Source organism: Sphingomonas sp. 28-62-20, assembly GCF_002281505.1.
Genome location: NZ_NCGH01000036.1, coordinates 1 through 18,940, shown reverse-complemented (window position 1 = coordinate 18,940; position 18,940 = coordinate 1). Strand labels below are relative to the sequence as shown.

At 63.3% G+C, this 18,940-nt stretch carries 18 protein-coding genes and 1 pseudogene; 8 read left to right on the top strand and 11 right to left on the bottom strand.

All coding sequences use genetic code 11. The annotated features are described in order from the left end of the window. The 4 genes from B7Y43_RS19070 to copC all read right to left on the bottom strand — a co-directional run. The coding region (locus B7Y43_RS19070; RefSeq protein WP_374133261.1) for an HAD-IC family P-type ATPase at positions 1–1,410 on the bottom strand (1,410 nt) is incomplete at its 3' end. Positions 1,411–1,509: 99 nt separating this feature from the next. Further along, on the bottom strand, positions 1,510–1,911 hold the full coding sequence (locus B7Y43_RS19065) for a DUF305 domain-containing protein (RefSeq protein WP_374133260.1): 402 nt from the start codon (positions 1,909–1,911) through the stop codon (positions 1,510–1,512). Between the two features lie 209 nt (positions 1,912–2,120). Continuing rightward, positions 2,121–3,035: a copper homeostasis membrane protein CopD gene (gene copD / locus B7Y43_RS19060; protein WP_374133259.1), complete on the bottom strand. Its 915-nt coding sequence runs from the start codon at positions 3,033–3,035 to the stop codon at positions 2,121–2,123. A gap of 3 nt (positions 3,036–3,038) precedes the next feature. Then, positions 3,039–3,440 (bottom strand): copper homeostasis periplasmic binding protein CopC, encoded by a 402-nt coding sequence (gene copC / locus B7Y43_RS19055; protein WP_374133258.1) that lies wholly within the window; start codon positions 3,438–3,440, stop codon positions 3,039–3,041. A 167-nt stretch (positions 3,441–3,607) separates the two neighbouring features. Here copC and B7Y43_RS19050 point away from each other — a divergent pair, with 167 nt between their 5' ends. The 6 genes from B7Y43_RS19050 to B7Y43_RS19025 all read left to right on the top strand — a co-directional run bounded on the left by B7Y43_RS19050 (position 3,608) and on the right by B7Y43_RS19025 (position 8,723). Next, on the top strand, positions 3,608–3,895 hold the full coding sequence (locus B7Y43_RS19050) for a hypothetical protein (RefSeq protein WP_374133257.1): 288 nt from the start codon (positions 3,608–3,610) through the stop codon (positions 3,893–3,895). Beyond that, positions 3,892–4,335, top strand: a complete 444-nt coding sequence (locus B7Y43_RS19045; protein WP_374133256.1) for a periplasmic heavy metal sensor — start codon at positions 3,892–3,894, stop codon at positions 4,333–4,335. Before B7Y43_RS19050 ends, B7Y43_RS19045 begins: the two co-directional genes overlap by 4 nt. 47 nt (positions 4,336–4,382) lie before the next feature. Then, on the top strand, positions 4,383–4,952 hold the full coding sequence (locus B7Y43_RS19040; RefSeq protein WP_374133264.1) for an RNA polymerase sigma factor: 570 nt from the start codon (positions 4,383–4,385) through the stop codon (positions 4,950–4,952). 83 nt (positions 4,953–5,035) lie between these two features. Continuing rightward, complete coding sequence (locus tag B7Y43_RS19035) at positions 5,036–6,616, top strand: TolC family protein (RefSeq protein ID WP_374133255.1); 1,581 nt, start codon at positions 5,036–5,038, stop codon at positions 6,614–6,616. Further along, positions 6,613–7,968 carry a multicopper oxidase family protein gene (locus tag B7Y43_RS19030; RefSeq protein ID WP_374133254.1) on the top strand — a complete coding sequence of 452 codons (1,356 nt, stop codon included), beginning with the start codon at positions 6,613–6,615 and terminating at the stop codon, positions 7,966–7,968. Before B7Y43_RS19035 ends, B7Y43_RS19030 begins: the two co-directional genes overlap by 4 nt. Before the next feature lie 17 nt (positions 7,969–7,985). Continuing rightward, entirely contained in the window at positions 7,986–8,723 is a 738-nt protein-coding gene (locus tag B7Y43_RS19025) for a hypothetical protein (protein WP_374133253.1), read from the top strand. Between the two features lie 124 nt (positions 8,724–8,847). Here the strand turns inward: B7Y43_RS19025 and B7Y43_RS19020 are convergent, their stop codons facing one another. The 5 genes from B7Y43_RS19020 to B7Y43_RS19000 are packed head-to-tail and all read right to left on the bottom strand — an operon-like array spanning position 8,848 to position 16,266. Next, positions 8,848–12,081: an efflux RND transporter permease subunit gene (locus tag B7Y43_RS19020; RefSeq protein WP_374133252.1), complete on the bottom strand. Its 3,234-nt coding sequence runs from the start codon at positions 12,079–12,081 to the stop codon at positions 8,848–8,850. Beyond that, entirely contained in the window at positions 12,081–13,235 is a 1,155-nt protein-coding gene (locus B7Y43_RS19015; protein WP_374133251.1) for an efflux RND transporter periplasmic adaptor subunit, read from the bottom strand. Before B7Y43_RS19015 ends, B7Y43_RS19020 begins: the two co-directional genes overlap by 1 nt. Next, the gene (locus B7Y43_RS19010) at positions 13,232–14,491 is read right to left on the bottom strand and encodes a TolC family protein (protein WP_374133250.1); all 1,260 of its coding nucleotides are present in this window, start codon (positions 14,489–14,491) and stop codon (positions 13,232–13,234) included. Before B7Y43_RS19010 ends, B7Y43_RS19015 begins: the two co-directional genes overlap by 4 nt. Positions 14,492–14,548: 57 nt before the next feature. Next, entirely contained in the window at positions 14,549–14,956 is a 408-nt protein-coding gene (locus B7Y43_RS19005) for a hypothetical protein (RefSeq protein WP_374133249.1), read from the bottom strand. Continuing rightward, entirely contained in the window at positions 14,941–16,266 is a 1,326-nt protein-coding gene (locus B7Y43_RS19000) for an MFS transporter (RefSeq protein WP_374133248.1), read from the bottom strand. The genes B7Y43_RS19005 and B7Y43_RS19000 overlap by 16 nt, the downstream gene beginning before the upstream one ends. Positions 16,267–16,356: 90 nt before the next feature. Here B7Y43_RS19000 and B7Y43_RS18995 point away from each other — a divergent pair, with 90 nt between their 5' ends. Further along, positions 16,357–16,626, top strand: coding sequence for a metal-sensing transcriptional repressor (locus B7Y43_RS18995; protein ID WP_374133263.1), 270 nt, complete (start codon positions 16,357–16,359; stop codon positions 16,624–16,626). A gap of 236 nt (positions 16,627–16,862) precedes the next feature. Here the strand turns inward: B7Y43_RS18995 and B7Y43_RS18990 are convergent, their stop codons facing one another. Continuing rightward, positions 16,863–17,531 (bottom strand): toprim domain-containing protein, encoded by a 669-nt coding sequence (locus tag B7Y43_RS18990; RefSeq protein ID WP_374133262.1) that lies wholly within the window; start codon positions 17,529–17,531, stop codon positions 16,863–16,865. Positions 17,532–17,822: 291 nt separating this feature from the next. Next, positions 17,823–18,089: a WGR domain-containing protein gene (locus B7Y43_RS18985; protein WP_374133247.1), complete on the bottom strand. Its 267-nt coding sequence runs from the start codon at positions 18,087–18,089 to the stop codon at positions 17,823–17,825. A gap of 656 nt (positions 18,090–18,745) precedes the next feature. On the opposite strand from B7Y43_RS18985, the pseudogene B7Y43_RS18980 reads away from it, so the two are divergent. Then, positions 18,746–18,940 (top strand): annotated as a pseudogene (locus B7Y43_RS18980) (replication initiation protein); the annotation flags it as partial.

The following is an 18,940-nucleotide window of genomic DNA, read 5'->3' as shown; positions in this document are numbered from 1 at the left end:
GAGCGTGCCGGTCTTGTCAACGAGGAGCGTGTCGACCTTTTCCATCCGCTCCAGCGCTTCGGCGCTTTTCATCAACACCCCGGACTCGGCACCGCGCCCAACGCCGACCATGATCGACATCGGCGTGGCTAGCCCCAAGGCGCAGGGGCAGGCGATGATGAGCACAGTCACTGCCGCCACAAAACCATAGGTAAAGCGCGGCTCCGGGCCGAACGCCGCCCAGACGATGAAGGCGAGGGCTGCGACAGCAATGACAGCGGGCACGAACCAACCCGCTACCTGATCCGCAAGGCGTTGGATCGGCGCACGGCTTCGCTGCGCGTCTGCCACCATCTGGACAATGTGCGCCAGCATCGTATCGCTGCCGATCTTGTCGGCGCGCATGGCGATGGCCCCGGTCTGGTTGATCGTGCCAGCGATCACGGTATCGCCGGTCTCCTTGGTGACCGGCATCGATTCCCCGGTGACCATCGATTCATCGATCGTCGAACGCCCTTCGGTGACGGTGCCATCGACGACTTCCTCGTCGGAACCATCGGGCTTCATGCGCCGCGCCGTCTTGGGTGCGAGGTCCAGCAAGGCACGGATAGCGCCGCCGGTGGCCTCTCGGGCGCGAAGCTCGAGAAGTTGTCCGAGGAGGACGAGCACGACGATGATCGCGGCTGCCTCGAAATACACCGCGACCGCCCCATCCATCCGCCGAAACGCTGGCGGGAACAGGCCTGGCGCGGCGGTAGCGATGACGCTGTAAATCCAGGACACACCGGTCCCCATGGCAATCAGCGTAAACATATTGAGGCTGCGATTGACCAATGACAGCCAGCCGCGATGGAAAAACGGCCATCCCGCCCACAGCACGACCGGCGTTGCCAGCAGCAACTGCACCCAGTTCGAAACCTGCGGCGCGATCAGGTGGTCGATGTTGAACAGGTGCCCGCCCATCTCGAGCGCGAACACCGGGATGGTAAGCACCAGCCCGATCCAGAACCGGCGCGTGAAGTCGGCCAGCTCGGGGTTTGGCGGCGTTTCGGCTGTCATCACCTCAGGCTCAAGCGCCATGCCGCAGATCGGGCAGGCACCGGGCCCGATCTGGCGGATCTGCGGGTGCATCGGGCAGGTGTAGATCGTGCCTTCGGGAACCGGTTCGTGCGACTGCAAGTCGGTTAGGGTCAAGTACTTGTCGGGGGCAGCGACAAACTTGGTCCTGCAGCCCGCCGAGCAGAAATGATAGGGATACCCATCGTGATCGGCATGATGTTCCGTGGCGTGCGGATCAACCATCATCCCGCAAACAGGATCACGCTCAGTCTTGGCGGAATCTGTAGCCTTGTCGGGCTGGCCGGCTTGTTCCTGCGATCCACGCGTACCAGGTTCTGGCGCCTCGAGCGTGTCGTGCGTTTCGCCTGCCATTGCGCTTGTCCTTGTGGTCGATCAAAGTTCCTGCGTGCGATGAGCCTTCAACAATGGGGCGGCCGGGTTCAATCAAGCGAACCCGGCAGCGCACCGCTGCTATTGCGCCGTGTGGCCGTGACGCTTCAGCCAGGACTGGAGGCTGGCGATGTCCTTTTCCTGCATGGTGATGTCTTTCTGCGCCAAGGCGCGAGCCTCCTTGTCATTGGCTTGCGCAACCGCAATCTTCGACATCGCGATCGCACCGCGATGGTGCTCGATCATCTGGCGGACCCAGGTTTCAGACGCATCAGCGCCGACCACCATCATCTTGTGATGCATCGCCATGCCGGCTTCGGCATAGGGATTGGCAGGCGTGTTTTTCATCATTTCGCCCATGCCACCCATCATGGGGTGATCCATGCCCTGCATCTTGGAGTGGTCCATGGCGGGCATCGGCGTTGTTGGCATCGGAGCGGGAGGCATGGGCATTTCAGGCTTTTGCATGGCATCGTGGTTCATGCCTCCCATTCCGCCGTGATTCATGCCCGACATGGCACCCGGATCCGTCTGCGGCGATGTTTGCGCTGCGACCGGGGCTGTGATCAGGATCGCCGCGAGGGTTAGATATCTGTGCATAGTAGTGCCTTTCCGTGGTGATTTCCCCGAACGTGAAATCGAACCGGGGCCGTCTCGTTGTTGCTACAACCCCTGGTGCATTGATTTGTTGCTCACATCGCCGCTACCGGCGGTTCGAGCGTGCTAAGCCAGGCAACCAGCCCTAGGATAGCAAAGGCCGCAATCGTCTCGAGCGTCAGGCTTCCCCGGAGCCGCCGGAGCACATGGAGTGCATCGTCAGGTGTTCGGGCTGCGCCCAACGCAGGTGTCAGACGGAAGCGGTTGATGGCTGCCAACGCAATCATGCCCGCAAACAGCGCGAGCTTGATCAGCAGCAATTGCCCGTAAAGCGATGTGCCCAGCGAAAGAACGTTCGAGGGGCCAACGAGCAGCCAAGAATTGATCAAGCCGCTTAGCAGTACAAGCGCAACGCTGGCAGTGCCCACCGATGCGAAGCCTGCCAGCGCGCGGTGCGATGCGGCGGTGCTGCTATGCCCGGCCGTGATCAACACCCAGAGCAACGAGGCGAGCGCACCCACCCAGACGCCGGCGGCGAGCAGGTGAACAATGTCGGCGACAAGGTGCAAGGTGCCGACCCTGCCATCATCCATGACGCCGTGGCCGGACCAGGCGAGTGATCCCAGCGCCACCGCGCCGCAAAGTGCAACGGCGAGCACAATCGCGCGGCGGCCTGAGCGTTGCAGCGCAAGCACAAAGGCGAGTGCTGTAGCAGTCAGTCGGACGAGAAATGCCGCCCCCACCGAAGTTTGCGTCACCAGCATCGAAAGTGTTGCCGCGTCGATTTGTGCAAGCGGGAGACCGCTCATGGCCGCTGTCAGGATTGCGATCCCGAGCATAGAAAGCAGTATGCCACCCAGCGCAATCCAGACGATCATAGACCGAAGGGGCGCTGTAATCTTTGTACCGACCCCAGCGGGGGAATAGATCACGAACAGCGGCACGCCGAACAACAGCATCAGATCGGCGACAAGCGCCCCTCGCACCACAATGCCGATTGCGGCGTCCACGCGCTATCTGACCGTAAAGCTGTAGCTGCCTTCAACCCGGTGGGTGTCAGCAGTGACGGCATGCCAGCCCAGCGTATACGTGCCAGCGGGCAGTGGCGATCGCAGTGTGCCGACCAGCGTCTTGCCATCGGGGGCAACTGTTGATGTCACCGCACCGACCGACATTGGCGCTGTCATCTTCATACCGGGCATGTCGGTCATCAGGATCGATATGCCGGAAAACTGGGCCACCAGCGCCTCGCTGAAGGTCAGTTTGATCTGGTTGGTGCTGGCAATCGCGGTGTTGGCTGCTGGCGATGCGGCAACCAGTCTCGGATGCGCCTGTGCGGTTGCCGAGAACGCCAACATGCCGAGAGTGATGGCAGCAACGACGTGCTTGATCGGGGGAAGCGAGCGGAACGACATGATTGGATCTCCGAAGGGGTGCAATTCATCATACGCGGCTGGGGCGAGCGGCCCTCACTGCGGGCACCGATTTTCTGACCTTCGTTTGCAAGGCATATTGCATGGGCGGCAAAATGAGGGTCGTCTGCGGGGCCTGCGTATAGTGACTGACAAGCCGGGAGGACGGAATGACGGACAGCATCGATTGGGCACTGGAGATGCTTGGGCAGGCCGAACTGCCGAGAGGCGCTACAAACTTCGAAAACGCGGTGATGGTGCGCATCGATGCCGCCGTGCGTGCCCGCGAAGCGCGGCCCACGCTGGGCGTCGGACTTGGCGCGGCGGCGGCGGCGATGATCATCGGTCTGGTCAGCGTCAACCCGGGTCTGGCTTCAAGGGACGCGCCGCCGGAGCTGTCGGTGTTTTCGGCGAACGCAGCTTTTGCGCCTGCAACCTTGCTGGCCACGGACAGATGACCCCGCAGCTGCGCCGCGCGTTATTGGTCGCGCTGATCGCCTTTTGCGCAGGGCTCGCAGGAGCATGGGTGGGCCGAACATTCATTCCCGCGCCATCGCCGCCGCGCGCAGAGCTGCATGACTTCCTGCACAACGGGCTCGATCTCGACGCCGGTCAGCGCGCCCGGCTCGAAGCGCTGGAGTCCGGCTTCGCGGTCCAGAAGCGTGACCTCGAAGGCCAGCTGCGCGCCAACAATACCGAACTTGCCCACGCGATAGATCGGGAACATGGCGCAGGCCCAGAGGTAACCGCAGCGGTTGATCGCTCGCATCATGTCATGGGCGAACTGCAAAAGGCCACGCTGGCGCATATCTTCGCGATGCGCGCGCTGATGCGCCCGGATCAGGCGGCACAGTTCGATGCTGCCGTGACGCGGGCGCTTACCGCTGACGGACAGTGAACGATTCTGGGAGCCGGGCAGCGATGACTGGCGACGTGACTGGCGAAGTGACTGGCGATCTGGCCAAATGCTCCGACGGGGAACTGGCAACGCTGGCGCTCGATAGGAGCAGCGCAGCCTATGCCGTGCTGATGCGGCGGCACGAAACGCGGATCTACCGGCTCATTCGCAGTCACATCGGCAAAAACGATGAGGCGCTCGATCTCGTGCAGGAGAGCTTCGTCGCGGCCTGGCTGGCGCTGAAATCCTATGATCCCGCACGGCCCTTCGGCACCTGGCTGGCGCGGATCGCCATCAACAAATCGCGCGATTGGGGACGCCGCCGCGCCGTGCGCAAGTTCTTCACTTTCGCGGTGCCGCTGGGCGGAGATGTGCTGGACATTCCCGACGATGCCATCGGGCCCGATGTGGCCGCTGATGATCGGCAACGCATGGCCGCCGTGGCGCGCGCCATCCCCCAACTGCCGTCTCAGCTGAAAGAGCCGCTTATTCTTTGCGCCGTAGATGGCTTGTCGCAGGCGGACGCCGCGGCGGTGCTCGGGATCAGCGAAAAGGCCGTCGAAACCCGCATCCGCCGTGCGCGGGTACGGCTGACGGAAATACTTGGCAACGCCTGAGGGCCGCGCGGCGGGGGTGCGTATACCCCGTGATGGCGGCACCCCCGCACATCGTTGAACGCAGCAACAGGGCCAGACGACACATGTTGAAGCAAACGGGCCAAGTGCTGACGTGCGTCGGTGTTGCCATGCTTCTGGGAGGCTGCGCTACCGTGCAGCCCGGTCTCGACCCGCCGCAGATCAACAAACTTCTGGCGGCGCGCGGCGCACCCGAATTGGGCTGGGAGAAAAACACCAGCGGGGCCGATGCAGCGCTGGTGACGCAGTGGCTCGGCGAACCGATGACCGCCGAACGCGCCGTCCGTGTCGCGATGCTGCGCAGTCCCCGGCTGCAGGAGGAATATGCCAAGCTTGGTCTGGCGCGCGCTGATATCATGGAGGCCGTGCAGATCGCCAATCCGCGCTTCTCCATCGGAAAGCTCAATGCGCTGGGCGGCCCTGGCAGCCAACTCGCACTGGGGCTCACGATGCCGCTTGTGGACCTTTTGGTCCTGCCGGCCCGCGCGCGGCTAGCGAGGTCGGACTTCGAGCGCGCCAAGCTCGCCATCGCTGCTTCGGTGCTTGGCGTCGGTTTCGATGTGGAATCAGCCTGGTATGCCTATGTCGGCGCGCAGCAGGTGGCTGATATGCGCGCGGCGGTCGCCTCGGGCATGGCCACATCGGCCGAACTGGCGCGCCGATACTATGCCGCTGGCAACATAAGCGAACTGCAACTGAAGCGCGAGGAAGCGGCAGCGTCGCAAGCGCAGATCGATGCGGCCCGGGCGGCGGTGGCAGCGCGTATGGCCCGGCTGCAACTGAACACGGCCATCGGACTGTCCGGCCCCGATGCCGAATGGCGGACCAGCGACCGTCTGCCCCTGCCGGTGGCGACCGAGGACGATCCGGTGCTGCTCGAGACAATGGCCAATCAGGGCAATCTCGCGCTGCTCGCGCAGGCGCGCGAGGTCGATATCCTGCGCGATGCTGCGGGAATTACGCGGCACACGCGGCTGCTTGGCGACGCCCAGATCGGCTTTGAACGCGAACGCGAAACCGATGGATCGAAGATCCAGGGGCCGACCGCCAGCATTGAAATCCCGATCTTCAACCAGGGCGGCGCGCGGGTCGCGCGCGCCGAGGCACGCTACCTGCAAGCGCGGGCGCAGTTGCTGGCCTTGCAGTTGAAGACCGACAATGCGGTGCGCCTTGGTGCCGAGCGAGTCCAGGTGCTCGCCGACATCGTCAAGACCCACCGTGAGGCACTCATTCCGGCGCGCGAAACCATCGTCGAGCGCAGCCAGCAAGAGCAGAACTACATGCTGATCGGCGTGTTCGAACTCATCCAGGCCAAGACGCAGGAATATGATGCTTATCAGGGTTATCTCGAAGCGATCCGCGATTACTGGCTGGCCCGGATCGACTTGATGCGTGTCGTCGGCGCCCGGCTGCCGAGCGAGCAGGAGGTCAGCGGCCAGACGCCGAGTGTCAGCGAAATCCTGACGCCGCGCGGCATTGCCATGGACCATAGCGGGCATGGCGCGGCAAGTGCTGGGCCAACTGCTGCGCCGGAGCCCATGGCCGACATGCCGGGAATGGATCATTCCGTGCATGACGCGCCGCCTTCGTTGCCCAGCCCGCCACCGCCGCCGCCAGCCCACCAACATCCCGGAGGCCCGTCATGACCATCGATCGTCGAAACCTACTGCTGCGCGGTGGCGCGGCGGCTGCCGCCGGTGCATTGGTCGCGGCCAACAGGGCGGCTGCACAAACACACGACATGGCCGCGATGGATCGTGACGCGATGCCGATGGCGCCAGCGCCAATGCCCGCTCCATCGCCAAACGGTCCGCGCGATCCGCGCTACAACCCTGTTCGCACGCTCAATGGCTGGACACTGCCGTGGAAGATGGTCGATGGCGCGAAGGAATTTCACCTCGTCGCCGAGGAAATCGTCCACGAATTCGGCCCGGGTTCCAAGGCGACTTGTTGGGGCTACAACGGCTCGACCCCCGGCCCGACTATCGAGGCCGTCGAAGGGGACCGCGTCCGCATCTATGTTACCAACCGGCTGAAGGAGCACACCAGCGTCCATTGGCACGGCCTGATACTGCCCTCGGGCATGGACGGGGTCGCGGGGCTCAACCAGCCCGCGATCGGGCCGGGCGAGACGTTCGTCTATGAGTTCACGCTTTGCCAGCATGGCAGCCATATGTACCACCCCCATGCCGATGAAATGACCCAGATGGCGTTCGGCATGATGGGACTGTTCATCATTCACCCGCGCGGGGGCGAACCCATCGCCATCGACCGCGACTATGCCTTCATCCTGCACAATTGGGCGCTCCACCCCGGCACCTGGCGACCTGATCCCTCGATCATGGTCGATTTCAATCTGTGGACGTTCAATTCCAAGGTCTTCCCCGCCATCGACCCGATCGTGGCCCGCACGGGTGAGCGCGTGCGCATCCGCATCGGCAATCTTTCGATGTGGAACCACCCTATCCATCTCCACGGCCACGAATTTGTGGTCACCGGCTCAGATGGCGGCCGCCGCCCGCGCGGGCAATGGACCTCCGAAGTCACTGAAGTCGTCAATGTCGGGCAGATGCGCGATATCGAATTCACCGCCATTCCCGGCGACTGGTCGTTCCACTGCCACATGTCACACCACACGATGAATGCCATGGGGCATGGCGTGCCCAATCAGACCGGCGTCGATCAGGATAATGTCGAAGCCCGCGTGAAGGCAATGCTTCCGGGCTATATGAAGATGGGCCGTGATGGCATGGCCGAGCATCAGGACCACACTGATGGCGGCCATCCAGGACCGCCCAACACGATGGCGATGATGGTTGGCAACGGCCAATTCGGCAATATCGAGATGGGCGGGATGTTCACTGTCGTGAAGGTTCGCGACGACCTTGCGCGCGGCGATTATCGCGATCCGGGCTGGTACCGTTTCCCCAGTGGCACCGTGTCACGCCGCGTCAGCACCGACCCCGATTTCGGCGCGCCAGTGCGTCGCAAAGTCTGATCACAAGGTTCCCCGTCATGATCAAGCCCATCCATCTTGCCGCATCGGCACTGCTCCTCTCCGCATCGGCGCTGGCGCAAACGCCCGATCCCCACGCTGGCCATGCGATGCCCGGCGCGGCAACCGCACCTCCTCCGCCGATGGATCACGCCGCAATGCCGGGCATGGACCACAGCCAGATGGACATGCCAGCCCCGCCGGCCTCCGATGCCAACGCTATGCCCGCCATGGATCACTCGGCAATGCCGGGCATGGACCATAGCAAAATGGACATGCCCGCCTCGCCGGGTGCTAGCGACAGCGCCATGCCCGGGATGGACCATAGTAAGATGAACCATGGCGGCATGGCGATGACACCCGCGCCAAAAGGCATCACCCGCCACAACGTTGGTCCTGCGGAAGCAGCGCTCCAAGCCTTTTCGGATGCCCTCGAAGTCGGCAATAGCGACCTCGCGATCGCCTGTCTGGCACCCGGTCTCAAAGTAGTCGAAGATGGCGCTGAGGAGAGCCGGGCCGAATACGTCGGCGGCCACCTTGCTGCCGATATTGCATATCAGAAGTCGGTGAAAACGGTGCTGCTCGAACGTAGCGTCATCAACGAAAGCCCGGCACAGACGCGGATAGTGTCAAAGCTGCGCATGGTCAGCAATCGCAGTGACAAGATGATCGACACGCTTGTCGACGAGACGGCCGTTCTGCAAAAGCTGCCCGGTGGCTGGAAAATCGTACTCCTTAAATGGGACTCGGCAAAGTAACCACGCTTCGGTGACACGGGGCTATGGGGCGAAGCGCCATTTGTAGCGTACTGACCACAATGCATGATGCAACAAACCCGCCAGGTTGGCAGCGGGCTTAACTTGGCCAGGCTATCCGGCCTCGTCACGATGCCAAGGAAGGGTCCATACCCTTCAGATAATCGCTTCTCGCTCGCCGCCGTGACATCCAGGCAGCGATTGCGGGCAGCACCAGCAGTGTCAGCGCGGTCGAGGTAATCAGGCCGCCGATCACCACTGTCGCCAAGGGGCGCTGCACTTCGGCCCCGGTGCCTGTTGCCAGCGCCATCGGCACGAAGCCGAGGCTGGCGACCAGCGCGGTCATCAGCACCGGGCGCACGCGCTCCATCGCGCCGTCGATGATCGCGGTATCCTCATCCGCACCATCCTCGCGGTGCTTGCGGATCGCGCTCATCATCACGAGGCCGTTGAGGACCGCCACGCCCGAGAGCGCAATGAACCCCACCGCCGCGGTGATCGAGAACGGTATGCCGCGCAGCAGCAGCGCGAACACGCCGCCCGCCAGCGCCATTGGCACTGCGCTGAACACGATCGCCGCCGGGACAAGCCCGCCCAGCGCCATGTAGAGCAGTCCGAAGATGGCGAGGAAGCATATCGGCACGACAATCATCAGCCGAAGCCGCGCCGACTGGAGGCTTTCGAACGTGCCGCCCCACGCGGTGTACATGCCCGGCGGCAGATCGAGCTTGGCGATCTTGTCCTGCGCCTCGGTGACAAACCCTCCAAGATCACGCCCGCGCACGTTGACCTGGACAACCACCATGCGCTTGCCGTTCTCGCGGCTGATCTGGTTGAGCCCTTGCGTATAGCTGAAGCGTGCCAGTTCGCGCAGCGGGACCGATCGCGCGATCTGCCCCTCGGCAGCGGGAAGCATCACCGGGATCGAGCCCAGCGTTTCGAGATCGTCGCGCTGCGCGTCGGCGAGGCGCACGACGACAGAGAAGCGGCGGTCACCCTCGAACAGCAGTCCCGCCTCACGCCCACCGAGCGCGGCGGCGACCGTGTTCGCCACTTCCTCGACCGACAGACCGTAGCGCGCGACGGCGGGGCGATCGATCTTCACGTCGAAAGTCGGCGCGCCGTCGGTCTGCTCGGCGCTGACATCGGCAGCACCCGGAATGGCCCGCAGTGCACCCGCAATGCGCTGTGCCTGCCGGGTCATCGCATCGAGGTCATCGCCGTAGAGCTTGACCGCGACATCGGAGCGGACGCCCGCGATCAGTTCGTTGAAACGCATCTGGATAGGCTGCTGGATCTCGGTGCGGTTGCCGATCAGCGGCTTCATCTTCGCTTCGATCCGGGTCAGGATATCGGCCTTGGTGTGGACGTCGGACGGCCATTCGCTTTCGGGCTTGGGGATGACATACGTGTCCGAAGCGTTGGGCGGCATCGGATCGGTGCCGAGATCGGCGTTGCCGTTCTTGGAAAACACCAGCGCCACTTCGGGCAGAGTCTTGAGCGCGTCCTCAATCCGGAGTTGCATTTGCGTCGATTGGTCGATCGAGGCCGAGGGCACGCGGAAATTGGTGACAGTGATGTCCTTCTCATCGAGCTGCGGCATGAACTCTTCACCCAGCAGAGCAAAGCAGAGCGCCGCCGCCACGAAAACTCCCGCGCCGCCTGCGATGAACGGCAGCGGCTGCGCCACCGCTCGCGCAAGCAGGGGCGCATAGCGGTCCTTGAACCAGCGGATCGGCTTGACTTCGGTCTCGCTGACCTTGCCACTGATGACCAGCGCGATCATCGCAGGCACGAACGTCAGCGAGAGCACGAAGGCCGATGCCAGCGCCACCATCAGCGTGGTTGCCATGGGCGCGAAGGTCTTGCCCTCCACGCCCTGGAACGTGAGCAGCGGCACGAACACGAGGAAGATGATGAGCTGGCCATAGACGGTTGGCCGGACCATTTCCTGCGAGGCCTCGATGGTCTCGCCCAGCCGCTCGCGCAAGGTCAGCAGGCGGCCTTCCTGTTCCTGCCGTTCGGCCAGCCTTCGCAGCGCGTTCTCGACGATGATCACCGCGCCATCGACGATCAACCCAAAATCGAGCGCGCCAAGGCTCATCAGATTGCCCGAAACCCCGAGGCCGTTCATGCCCGTCGCGGTCATCAGCATCGTTATCGGGATCACCGCCGCCGTGATCAGCGCGGCGCGGATATTGCCGAGCAGCAGGAACAGCACCACGATGACCAGCAGCGCGCCTTCGATCAGGTTCTTCTCGACCGTCGCAATTGTGGCGTTGACCAGCTTCGAGCGGTTGTAGACCGGCTCCACGAATACGTCGGCGGGAAGCGACTTGCCGATCTCGGTGAGCTTTTCCGCCGCGCTGGTGGCGACGATCCGGCTGTTGCTGCCCACCAGCATGAGCACGGTCGAGATCACCGCTTCCGATCCCATGCGACTCCCAGAACCGGTGCGCACCGCGCCGCCGATGACGACCTGGCCCACATCGCGCACGCGCACCGGCGCACCGGCGCGGGTCGCGACCACCGCGTCCTGAATATCTTCGATGGACTTGAGCCGCGCGTCTGCCCGCACGAGGAAACTCTCGCCCGCGCGCCGGACGTAGTTGGAACCGGCGGAAAGATTGGCGCGTTCGAGCGCATCAGCCAGTTCGGTGATCGAAAGACCATAGCTGGCGAGCGCGTTGAGATCGGGTTCGATCAGGTACTGTTTGACGTAGCCGCCGTTCGAATCGACGCCCGCCACGCCCTTCACATTCCGCATCTGCGGACGGATGATCCAGTCCTGCACGGTGCGCAGATAGGCTGCCTTGGCGATCTCGGTGGTCAGCCTCTCGCCTTCGGGGGTGAGGTAGCTGTGGTCCGATTGCCAGCCGGGCTTGCCGTCCACTGGCTTGATACCCTTGCCGTCCGGATGCCGGAACGCGACCGAATAGAAGAAGATCTCGCCAAGGCCAGTGCTCAGCGGCGCAAGGTTCGGCTGCACCCCGGCAGGCAAGCTGTCCTTGGCCTGCGTCAGCCGTTCGGTCACTTGCTGGCGCGCGAAGAACACGTCGGTATCGTCGGTGAACACGGCAGTGACCTGGCTGAAACCGTTGCGCGAGAACGAGCGCGTCATCTCCAGACCGGGAATGCCCGCCAGCGCGGTTTCGACCGGGAAGGTCACCTGCTTTTCGATGTCGACCGGACCAAGCGTCGGCGCGAACGTACTGATCTGTACTTGCCGGTTGGTCACATCGGGCACGGCGTCGATCGGCAGCTTGGTGATCTGCCAGGCACCGAACGCGACAACGAGCGCGGTCAAGGCCACGACCAGCCATCGCATTCTGACCGATAGCGAGAGGATACGCGCGATCATCACTCCGCCCCCTCGTTCTTTTCGAGCTCGGCTTTGAGCAGGAAGGCGTTGGTCGTGGCGATCGGGGTGCCTGCGGTCAGCCCCTGCGTGACCGCGACCAGTCCGCCGCTGCGGCTGCCGATCTGGACGGTCTGGGCTTTGAACCCCGCCTTGGTGCGGACGAACACCACCGTCCGGTCGCCAATGGTTTGCACCGCGTCCTGCGGCACCATCACGCCCGAAGATGCTGCGCCGCCGCTGGCGAAGACCCGCGCCTGCACGAGTTGTCCGGGAACGAGCTGACCTGCGGCCGCGCCCGGTTCGATCACCACTGTGGCCGCGCGGGTGGCGGGATCGACCACGCCCGTGGCCGAGCGAACCCGCGCGGGGATCAGGCGGCCATCACTGCTGGTCAGTTCGACCCGGTCGCCCGTGCGGACGCGCGCAGCGTCAGCGGGCGGAACGCTGGCGGTGATCTGCAGGCGCGATCCATCGGCAACGCGGAACAGCGCGGTCTCGGCCGCAACGTACTGGCCAAGACTGGCAGTGGCAGCGGTCACGCGCCCGGCCACCGGGCTCACCACAGCAATCGACCGCCCATCAGCAGCGAGGCGCACCGCTCCGGCGGCCGCGCTCGCGCGTCCGGCATCGGCACGTGCGACTGCAAGGCTGGCCTCGGCGGATTCATAGTCGGCGCGCGGGGAGACACCTTGCGCCAGCAGCGTGCGTTCCCGCGCCAGCTGCCGGGCGGCCAAGGTCACCCGCGCGGCGGCAGCGCTGCGGTCGGCTGCGATCATCGAGGCATCGCGGCTTTCGATCAGTGCCAGGGTGTCGCCGATCCGCACCGGATCGCCGATCCGCTTGAAGATGCGCGTGACAGTGCCCGGCGCGCGCGCGGTCAGCATCGCTTCGGCGTCGGGCATGGCCTCCACCGTCGCCGCTGCCGGGATCGCCGCGTCGAGCTCACCCGAAGCGGCGGGTGCAACGCCAATGGCCGATATGCGGATGCCCTCGGCGGTGATCTCGACGCTGTCGGTCTCGGCCTTCGGCGCAGCGTCTGCGGTTTCCATCGCGGGCGGTGTGGGTTGGGTCAGTCGCGCGGCACCAAAGCCAAGCGCAGCGGCGGCCACAAGGCCGATGGCGGCCCCGGCGTAGAGGCGGTTCTTGTCAGTCATTGGACCGGGTCTCCGGTGATGGTCTTGCCGTTCAGGCTGGCGAGTTGAGCACGAGCTTCGAACCGGGCAGCAGCGGCATCTGCGACGATAGCGCGCGCAGCTCCAAGGCCGTGACGCGCGACGAGCAGTTCACTCAAGGGGGATTTGCCTGCCTCGTAAGCAATGCGGGCAAGGCGATAGGTTTCCTCGGCTGTCGCCATCGTGCGTGCAGCAGCGGCAACCCGGGCTTCAGCGCCTTGCGCAAAGGCAAGCGCAGCGCGAACATTGGCTGTTGCTTCAAGCCGCGCCGCAGCCTCGCGAGCATCTGCAAGGCGCGCCTCGGCATCGGCTGCCGCGTTGTTGCCCTCATTGCGATCGAACAGCCTGAGCGGAAGCGAGATGCCCGCAACGAGGGCGGAGGCGTGATCCCCTTCCAGACGGCGCACGCCGATCTGCCCGGTGATGTCAGGGATGGTGCGCTTGCGTTCGGCTGCAGCCCGCAGCTTCGCCGCATCCCGGTCCGCCACGGCGGCCAGATAGCCGGCGGTCTGAAGCGGGTCTACCGGGCCATAGACCGCGCGCGCCTGCGGCGGATCGAGGAGCGATTCTGATACGCCGGTAAAAGGCGTGTCCACTCCGGCCAGCGCCGAGAGCCGGGCGAGCGCTGCCGTGCGCACGGCGCGCGTGCCTTCGAGCACGGCGCGGGCAGCATTGAGGTCGGTTTCCGCCTGCAACGCGCGCAGCCTTGCCTCCTTGCCCGCATCCACCAACGCTCTGGCGAGTTTCAGATCGGCCTCTCCCTCCTCGACTTCGTCCTCCGCAATCGCGATGCGCCGTTCGGCAAGTTCTACGGCGGCGTAGGCCAGAGCCAGTTCATGGGCGAAGGCGACGCGTCCCTGAAGCCCACGCGCGCGGGCTGCGCTCACCCCTGCCTCCCCGGCAGCGATGCGTGCCGACCGCTTGCCGCCAAGTTCGAAGGGCTGGCTGTATTGCAGGGTTGTCTGGGTTTGACCGAAGCCCGCGTAAGGCGAGGCCCCTGCGAAATTCTCGCCATAGACGCTGACGGTAGGGTTGGGACGCGCCCGTGCCTGCTCGGCGAGCCCTGCCGCCCGGTCGACATCGGCAGCAAGTTCCTGCACGCGCGGCGCTTGCTCAGCCTGCCTGAGCAGCGCCGAAAATGGAGGCGCGGGGTCTGCATGCGCCGCTGCGGGCAACGCGATGGTTGCCAGCCCGCCAGACAGTGCCAAAAGGCACTGTCGGCCAAAATAGCCGTTCATTGATCTGTGATCCTTGCCTGAGTCCGTAACGGCGCGCCCATGCGCGTGGTTAACGGATCAAGCCTGAGGCGGCCTTAACAAGGAGGCAGGGGCAAGACCGGTTGCAGGCAGGATTTGCGCCCAGGTCCATGCGGCGGCACTGCTCGCCAAGGCCGCCGGAGAGACGAAAGCTCCGGGCAAATCCATTCCGTGGCCAACGATGTGCGCGGCGAGGTGAATGGCACTGTCGCCGTCGTCATGGTCCGGCGCGTGATCATCATGATCATGATGATCAGATGTAGCGATCAAGGGGGTATCTTCGTGAAAGTTCGCGCTATGCCAAGTCGAAGCGCCGAACACGGACAGCAGCGCAACCAGCGCCAGCAGAGCGCCGCAAAATGCAGACCGGGACCTTGCCTTTGCCATCTGGTTCAGCCTAAGCGAGGACGGACGACAGAGCAAGGCACGGCTCACGGTTTCGGCCATTGCTTATGCCGCCGGTCGATCACGAACGGATGATCGCCGCCTTCATGCTCCAGATGATGCGGATCATCCGCCTCCAGATTGGCGTGTGTGTGAGCCACCACATCGGGATCGTTTGTCGGCCACAACAATAGCGCTGCGATTGTCCCCGCCGCCGCAATTGCGGCCAGAGTGCCAAACGCGGTCGCCATACCAAACCGCGCGCCAAGCTGGCCGGCCAGCGGATAGCAGATCAGCCAGCACACGTGGCTGAGCGCAAATTGCGCGGCGAACAGCGCGGGCCGATCTTCAGCACTGGCCGAGCGCCGCAGCAGCCGTCCTGACGGCGTCACGCTCGCCGAATAGGCCAGCCCGAGCACCAGCCACCCGCCAAGGAGCATAAACCAATAGCTATCCGCCTGTCCCATCGCCGCGGTAACCAATGCCATCACGCCCAGCGCCAGCGTGATCGTCGCAGTGCCAATCAACATGACCGTGCGGTCCGCAATGCGGTCGAGAATGCGCGGCAAGGTCAGCGCGGCCGTGATCGAACCGCCGCCGAACGCCGCCAAGGTTAAGGCCACGTCGCGCTGGCTGAGCCCCAGCCCACGCACGATCACCACGGTATTGACGATCACCATTGCGCTCGCCGCTGCCGCCGCCAGCGTAAGAGCGAGCAGCCCGCGCAGGCGCGGCGTCTTCAGGTAGATGCGCGTGCCGTGCGTGGTCTTGTCATAAATGCCGCCCGCGTCCTCGACCGGCTGTGGTTTGGGCAAAGTAGTCGAAACCACCAGCAATGCCGAAGCGACGAAGCCGATTGCCGTACCCGAAAACAGCCAGTGGTAGGAGATCAGAGTGAGCAGCCCGGCGGCGAGGATCGGGCTGGTCAGGCTTTCCATGTCATAGGCCAGCCGCGAGAGCGACAAGGCGCGGGTGTAGTCACGCTCGTCCGGCAGCACATCGGGGATGGTCGCCTGAAAAGTCGGGGTGAACGCAGCGGAGGCTGATTGCAGCACGAAGATCAGCACATAGACCTGCCAGACCTCGGTCACGAACGGCAGGCAGATCGCAACGCCTGCGCGCAGCACGTCCATCGCCACCAGCAGCGTGCGGCGCGGTAGCTTGTTGGCGAACGCCCCGGCGATCGGCGCGACGCCCACGTAGGCGATCATCTTGATCGCCAGCGCAGTCCCCAGCACCGCGCCCGCGTTCCCGCCCGCGATGTCATAGGCGAGCAGCCCGAGCGCGACCGTCGCAAGGCCCGTTCCGATCAGCGCAATGATCTGAGCGAGAAAAAGGTGGCGATAGGTGCGGTTGGCCAGAACTGCGAGCATATGTTGCACATCCCACGCTTATGCCGACCTGTCTATCCCCCATGGGGGATATGTTTGGACAGCAGGTCGATGGCGTGTCAGACTTTGAACATGACCCACACAGCGCACACCAGCCACCCTGCGATCGTCAAACGCATTAACCGGGCGACCGGCCACTTACGCAGCATCGTGACGATGATCGAAGAACAGCGACCTTGCGTCGACATCGCCCAGCAGCTTCAAGCAGTTGAGAATGCGATCGCCAGCGCCAAGCGTGCACTCATCAATGACCACATCGATCATTGCCTCATTCACGCAGAGGAAGGCGAAGGGCCCACGCAAGCGATCGAACAATTCCGGGCGATATCAAAATATTGGTAGCGATGGACATCTGCGTTCCCTGCGCTTTTGTCCAAAACGGGCTGCCGGCTACTGGCCAGTTGCTGTAGCCAGCAAGACCTCTAAATTAGGGCTCCTCTAGTCTAGCTGAACCAACGCCGTGACTGATGGCTATGTCGTTCTGCGATGCCAGGCAGGCGGGCGCTGAACGACCGATTCTGATAAAAGGCTGCCGTTCGGTATGTCGCATGCGAACGGCCGAAATGTCCCAATTCTCGTCAATCGCCAGTGTGCCGACCCGGTTGGTGGATCCACTCGTTGGTTGCTGCCCAATCATGGAGACAACCCGGCGAACTTCGAATTATCTGAAGGCCGGGTCTGTCGTAAGCAATAGTCGCGCGGTGTGCTGCCATTCGTCCAGGGGCATCGTTGTCTTCTGCTATGATCAAGGTGTCGAGGTCTTTTGGGAGCTTCAGGAGTGGCAAGCGGGAAGCGCCCATCGCTGCCCAACAGGTTACGCCAGTCAGACTGGTGAAGGCGGCGGCATCTTCGAAGCCTTCCGCTACTGCGAGAAGTCGTCCACTCGGTGGCGGTTGCCATGCCCCCTGCCCGCAGCGCCCGAGCAAGAATTTACCCTGATGCTGGGTCGTTCTCGGGTCGAGAATGATGCGCTGGACTGCAACAAGGTGACCACAGTCGCGCACAGCGACGAGCAACGCTTGATGAAATGCAGTGTTCGGCTTTCGGCCGAGAGGGCACTTCGGATGGAAGCGGACGTCAGGGAGATCCAGGGGCAGACATCTCCTAATGAGATAGCGCTCTCCCAGCGTTCCATGAACGCCGATCGCATCACTCCACAGGCGCTGAGCAAGTTGACTGGAATGTAGACTTTGCGTTGGGCGAGGTTCTACGCCTCGAACTCGATCTGTATTCCGCAGGGCACGCATAATGTCGCGTGGGTTGCACCCGGCAAAGCAATGCACGAGGATCCCTGATGCGCCTTGCCGAATCGACAATGAGGGCGTCCTGTCAACATGAACGGGGCACCGACACATAGCGTAAGAGCCGTGCCATGTGCCACGCAGAGCCGCGACGAGGTTGATGGTGTCCTGGGTAGGTCGGAGTGCTGTAAGGGTCATGAGCGTCCCTCAAGCTCTCCCCCTCCCCTTCCCGCCATGCACTTGAGGAGCGCCGGATGCTTTCAATGGTCCCCTTGGGTTAGCTGTGGCGGCCTGCAGTCATCGAACTTGGCGGTAGCGAACCCCAATTCGCTTGAATGCACTTGCTCGTCTTTGCCGGATGAGATGAGCGGTCGCTTCGGCTTGTGCCCTCGCTTCGAAGCTAAGAATGAGGCCCTGACCTTTTGAACCTATCCGACCCCATCGGCGTTCGACCGTCGTCCACCCGAATAAGTCGGTTTGGATCCAAAGGTGGTAGTCTCGCGCGACGTTGCGCGAATTGTCGATGGCTTGCCAATGCCACGACTGGCTGATTGGTGTTTCCATAGTGGCTTGGTGGCAGATGCACGGACTACTGGTCCAACCGGAAATTTGAATCACAACTGGGTCAGTGATTCACTGAGGCGATTGGAAGGCAATATCTGGCCGACCACCTTCAAAAACATCATCATAAAAACGCCGCTGCCTGCAGCGGAAGGATTTCTGATTCTAGAGATTCAGATTCGGGCCCGATTTATGACTTGAATTCAGAGGCCTATGCCGTTTTGCCTGACCCGTTGGGGGTGTTAGGCTGACCTTATGGGGGCTACACCCTGACCGAGCGGGGGCTTTCCCCTGACCTTATGGGGTATTCCTGACCAAATGGGGGAAGAGCCTGTCTCAGCAGACGCAGCGTGCTTTTCCAGCGTTCCTTCCTGCCTGCTGTAGTAAATACTGACCTCTCGCTTGCGTTCGTTCATGATGCTCGCCGACTCGCAGGAAATCCGACGATTCCGTCATCCCATCCCTTCCCTTCAATCCTGACCTCTTGGGGGCTGCTAATTGAATTTCAACCTGACCTGACTTGACGCAAGAGGTCAGGTCAGGCAGCAATAATGGTCCCAAGAATCAAGCTTTGATCGCAATATGGCATGGAAACTGATGATAGCCCAATAGCCGAGGCTCCCGAGGAGAAGCCTGACGAGGGGTCACCGGGCCGTGCGATGCGCGTTGCTGCCGCATTGAAGGCAAAGGGCGGCGACGAGTTCGCCAAGCCGGGCAACATCATCGAAATCAAGTTCGTGAAAGGCGAGTCGCTGAGCCTGACGGCATCGCGGCTCCTAGCCCTCATGATCCTGACTGCCGGAGGGGATGCGTGGGAAGATCGTCCTCATCGCATCCGCAAGGCCGACATCCGC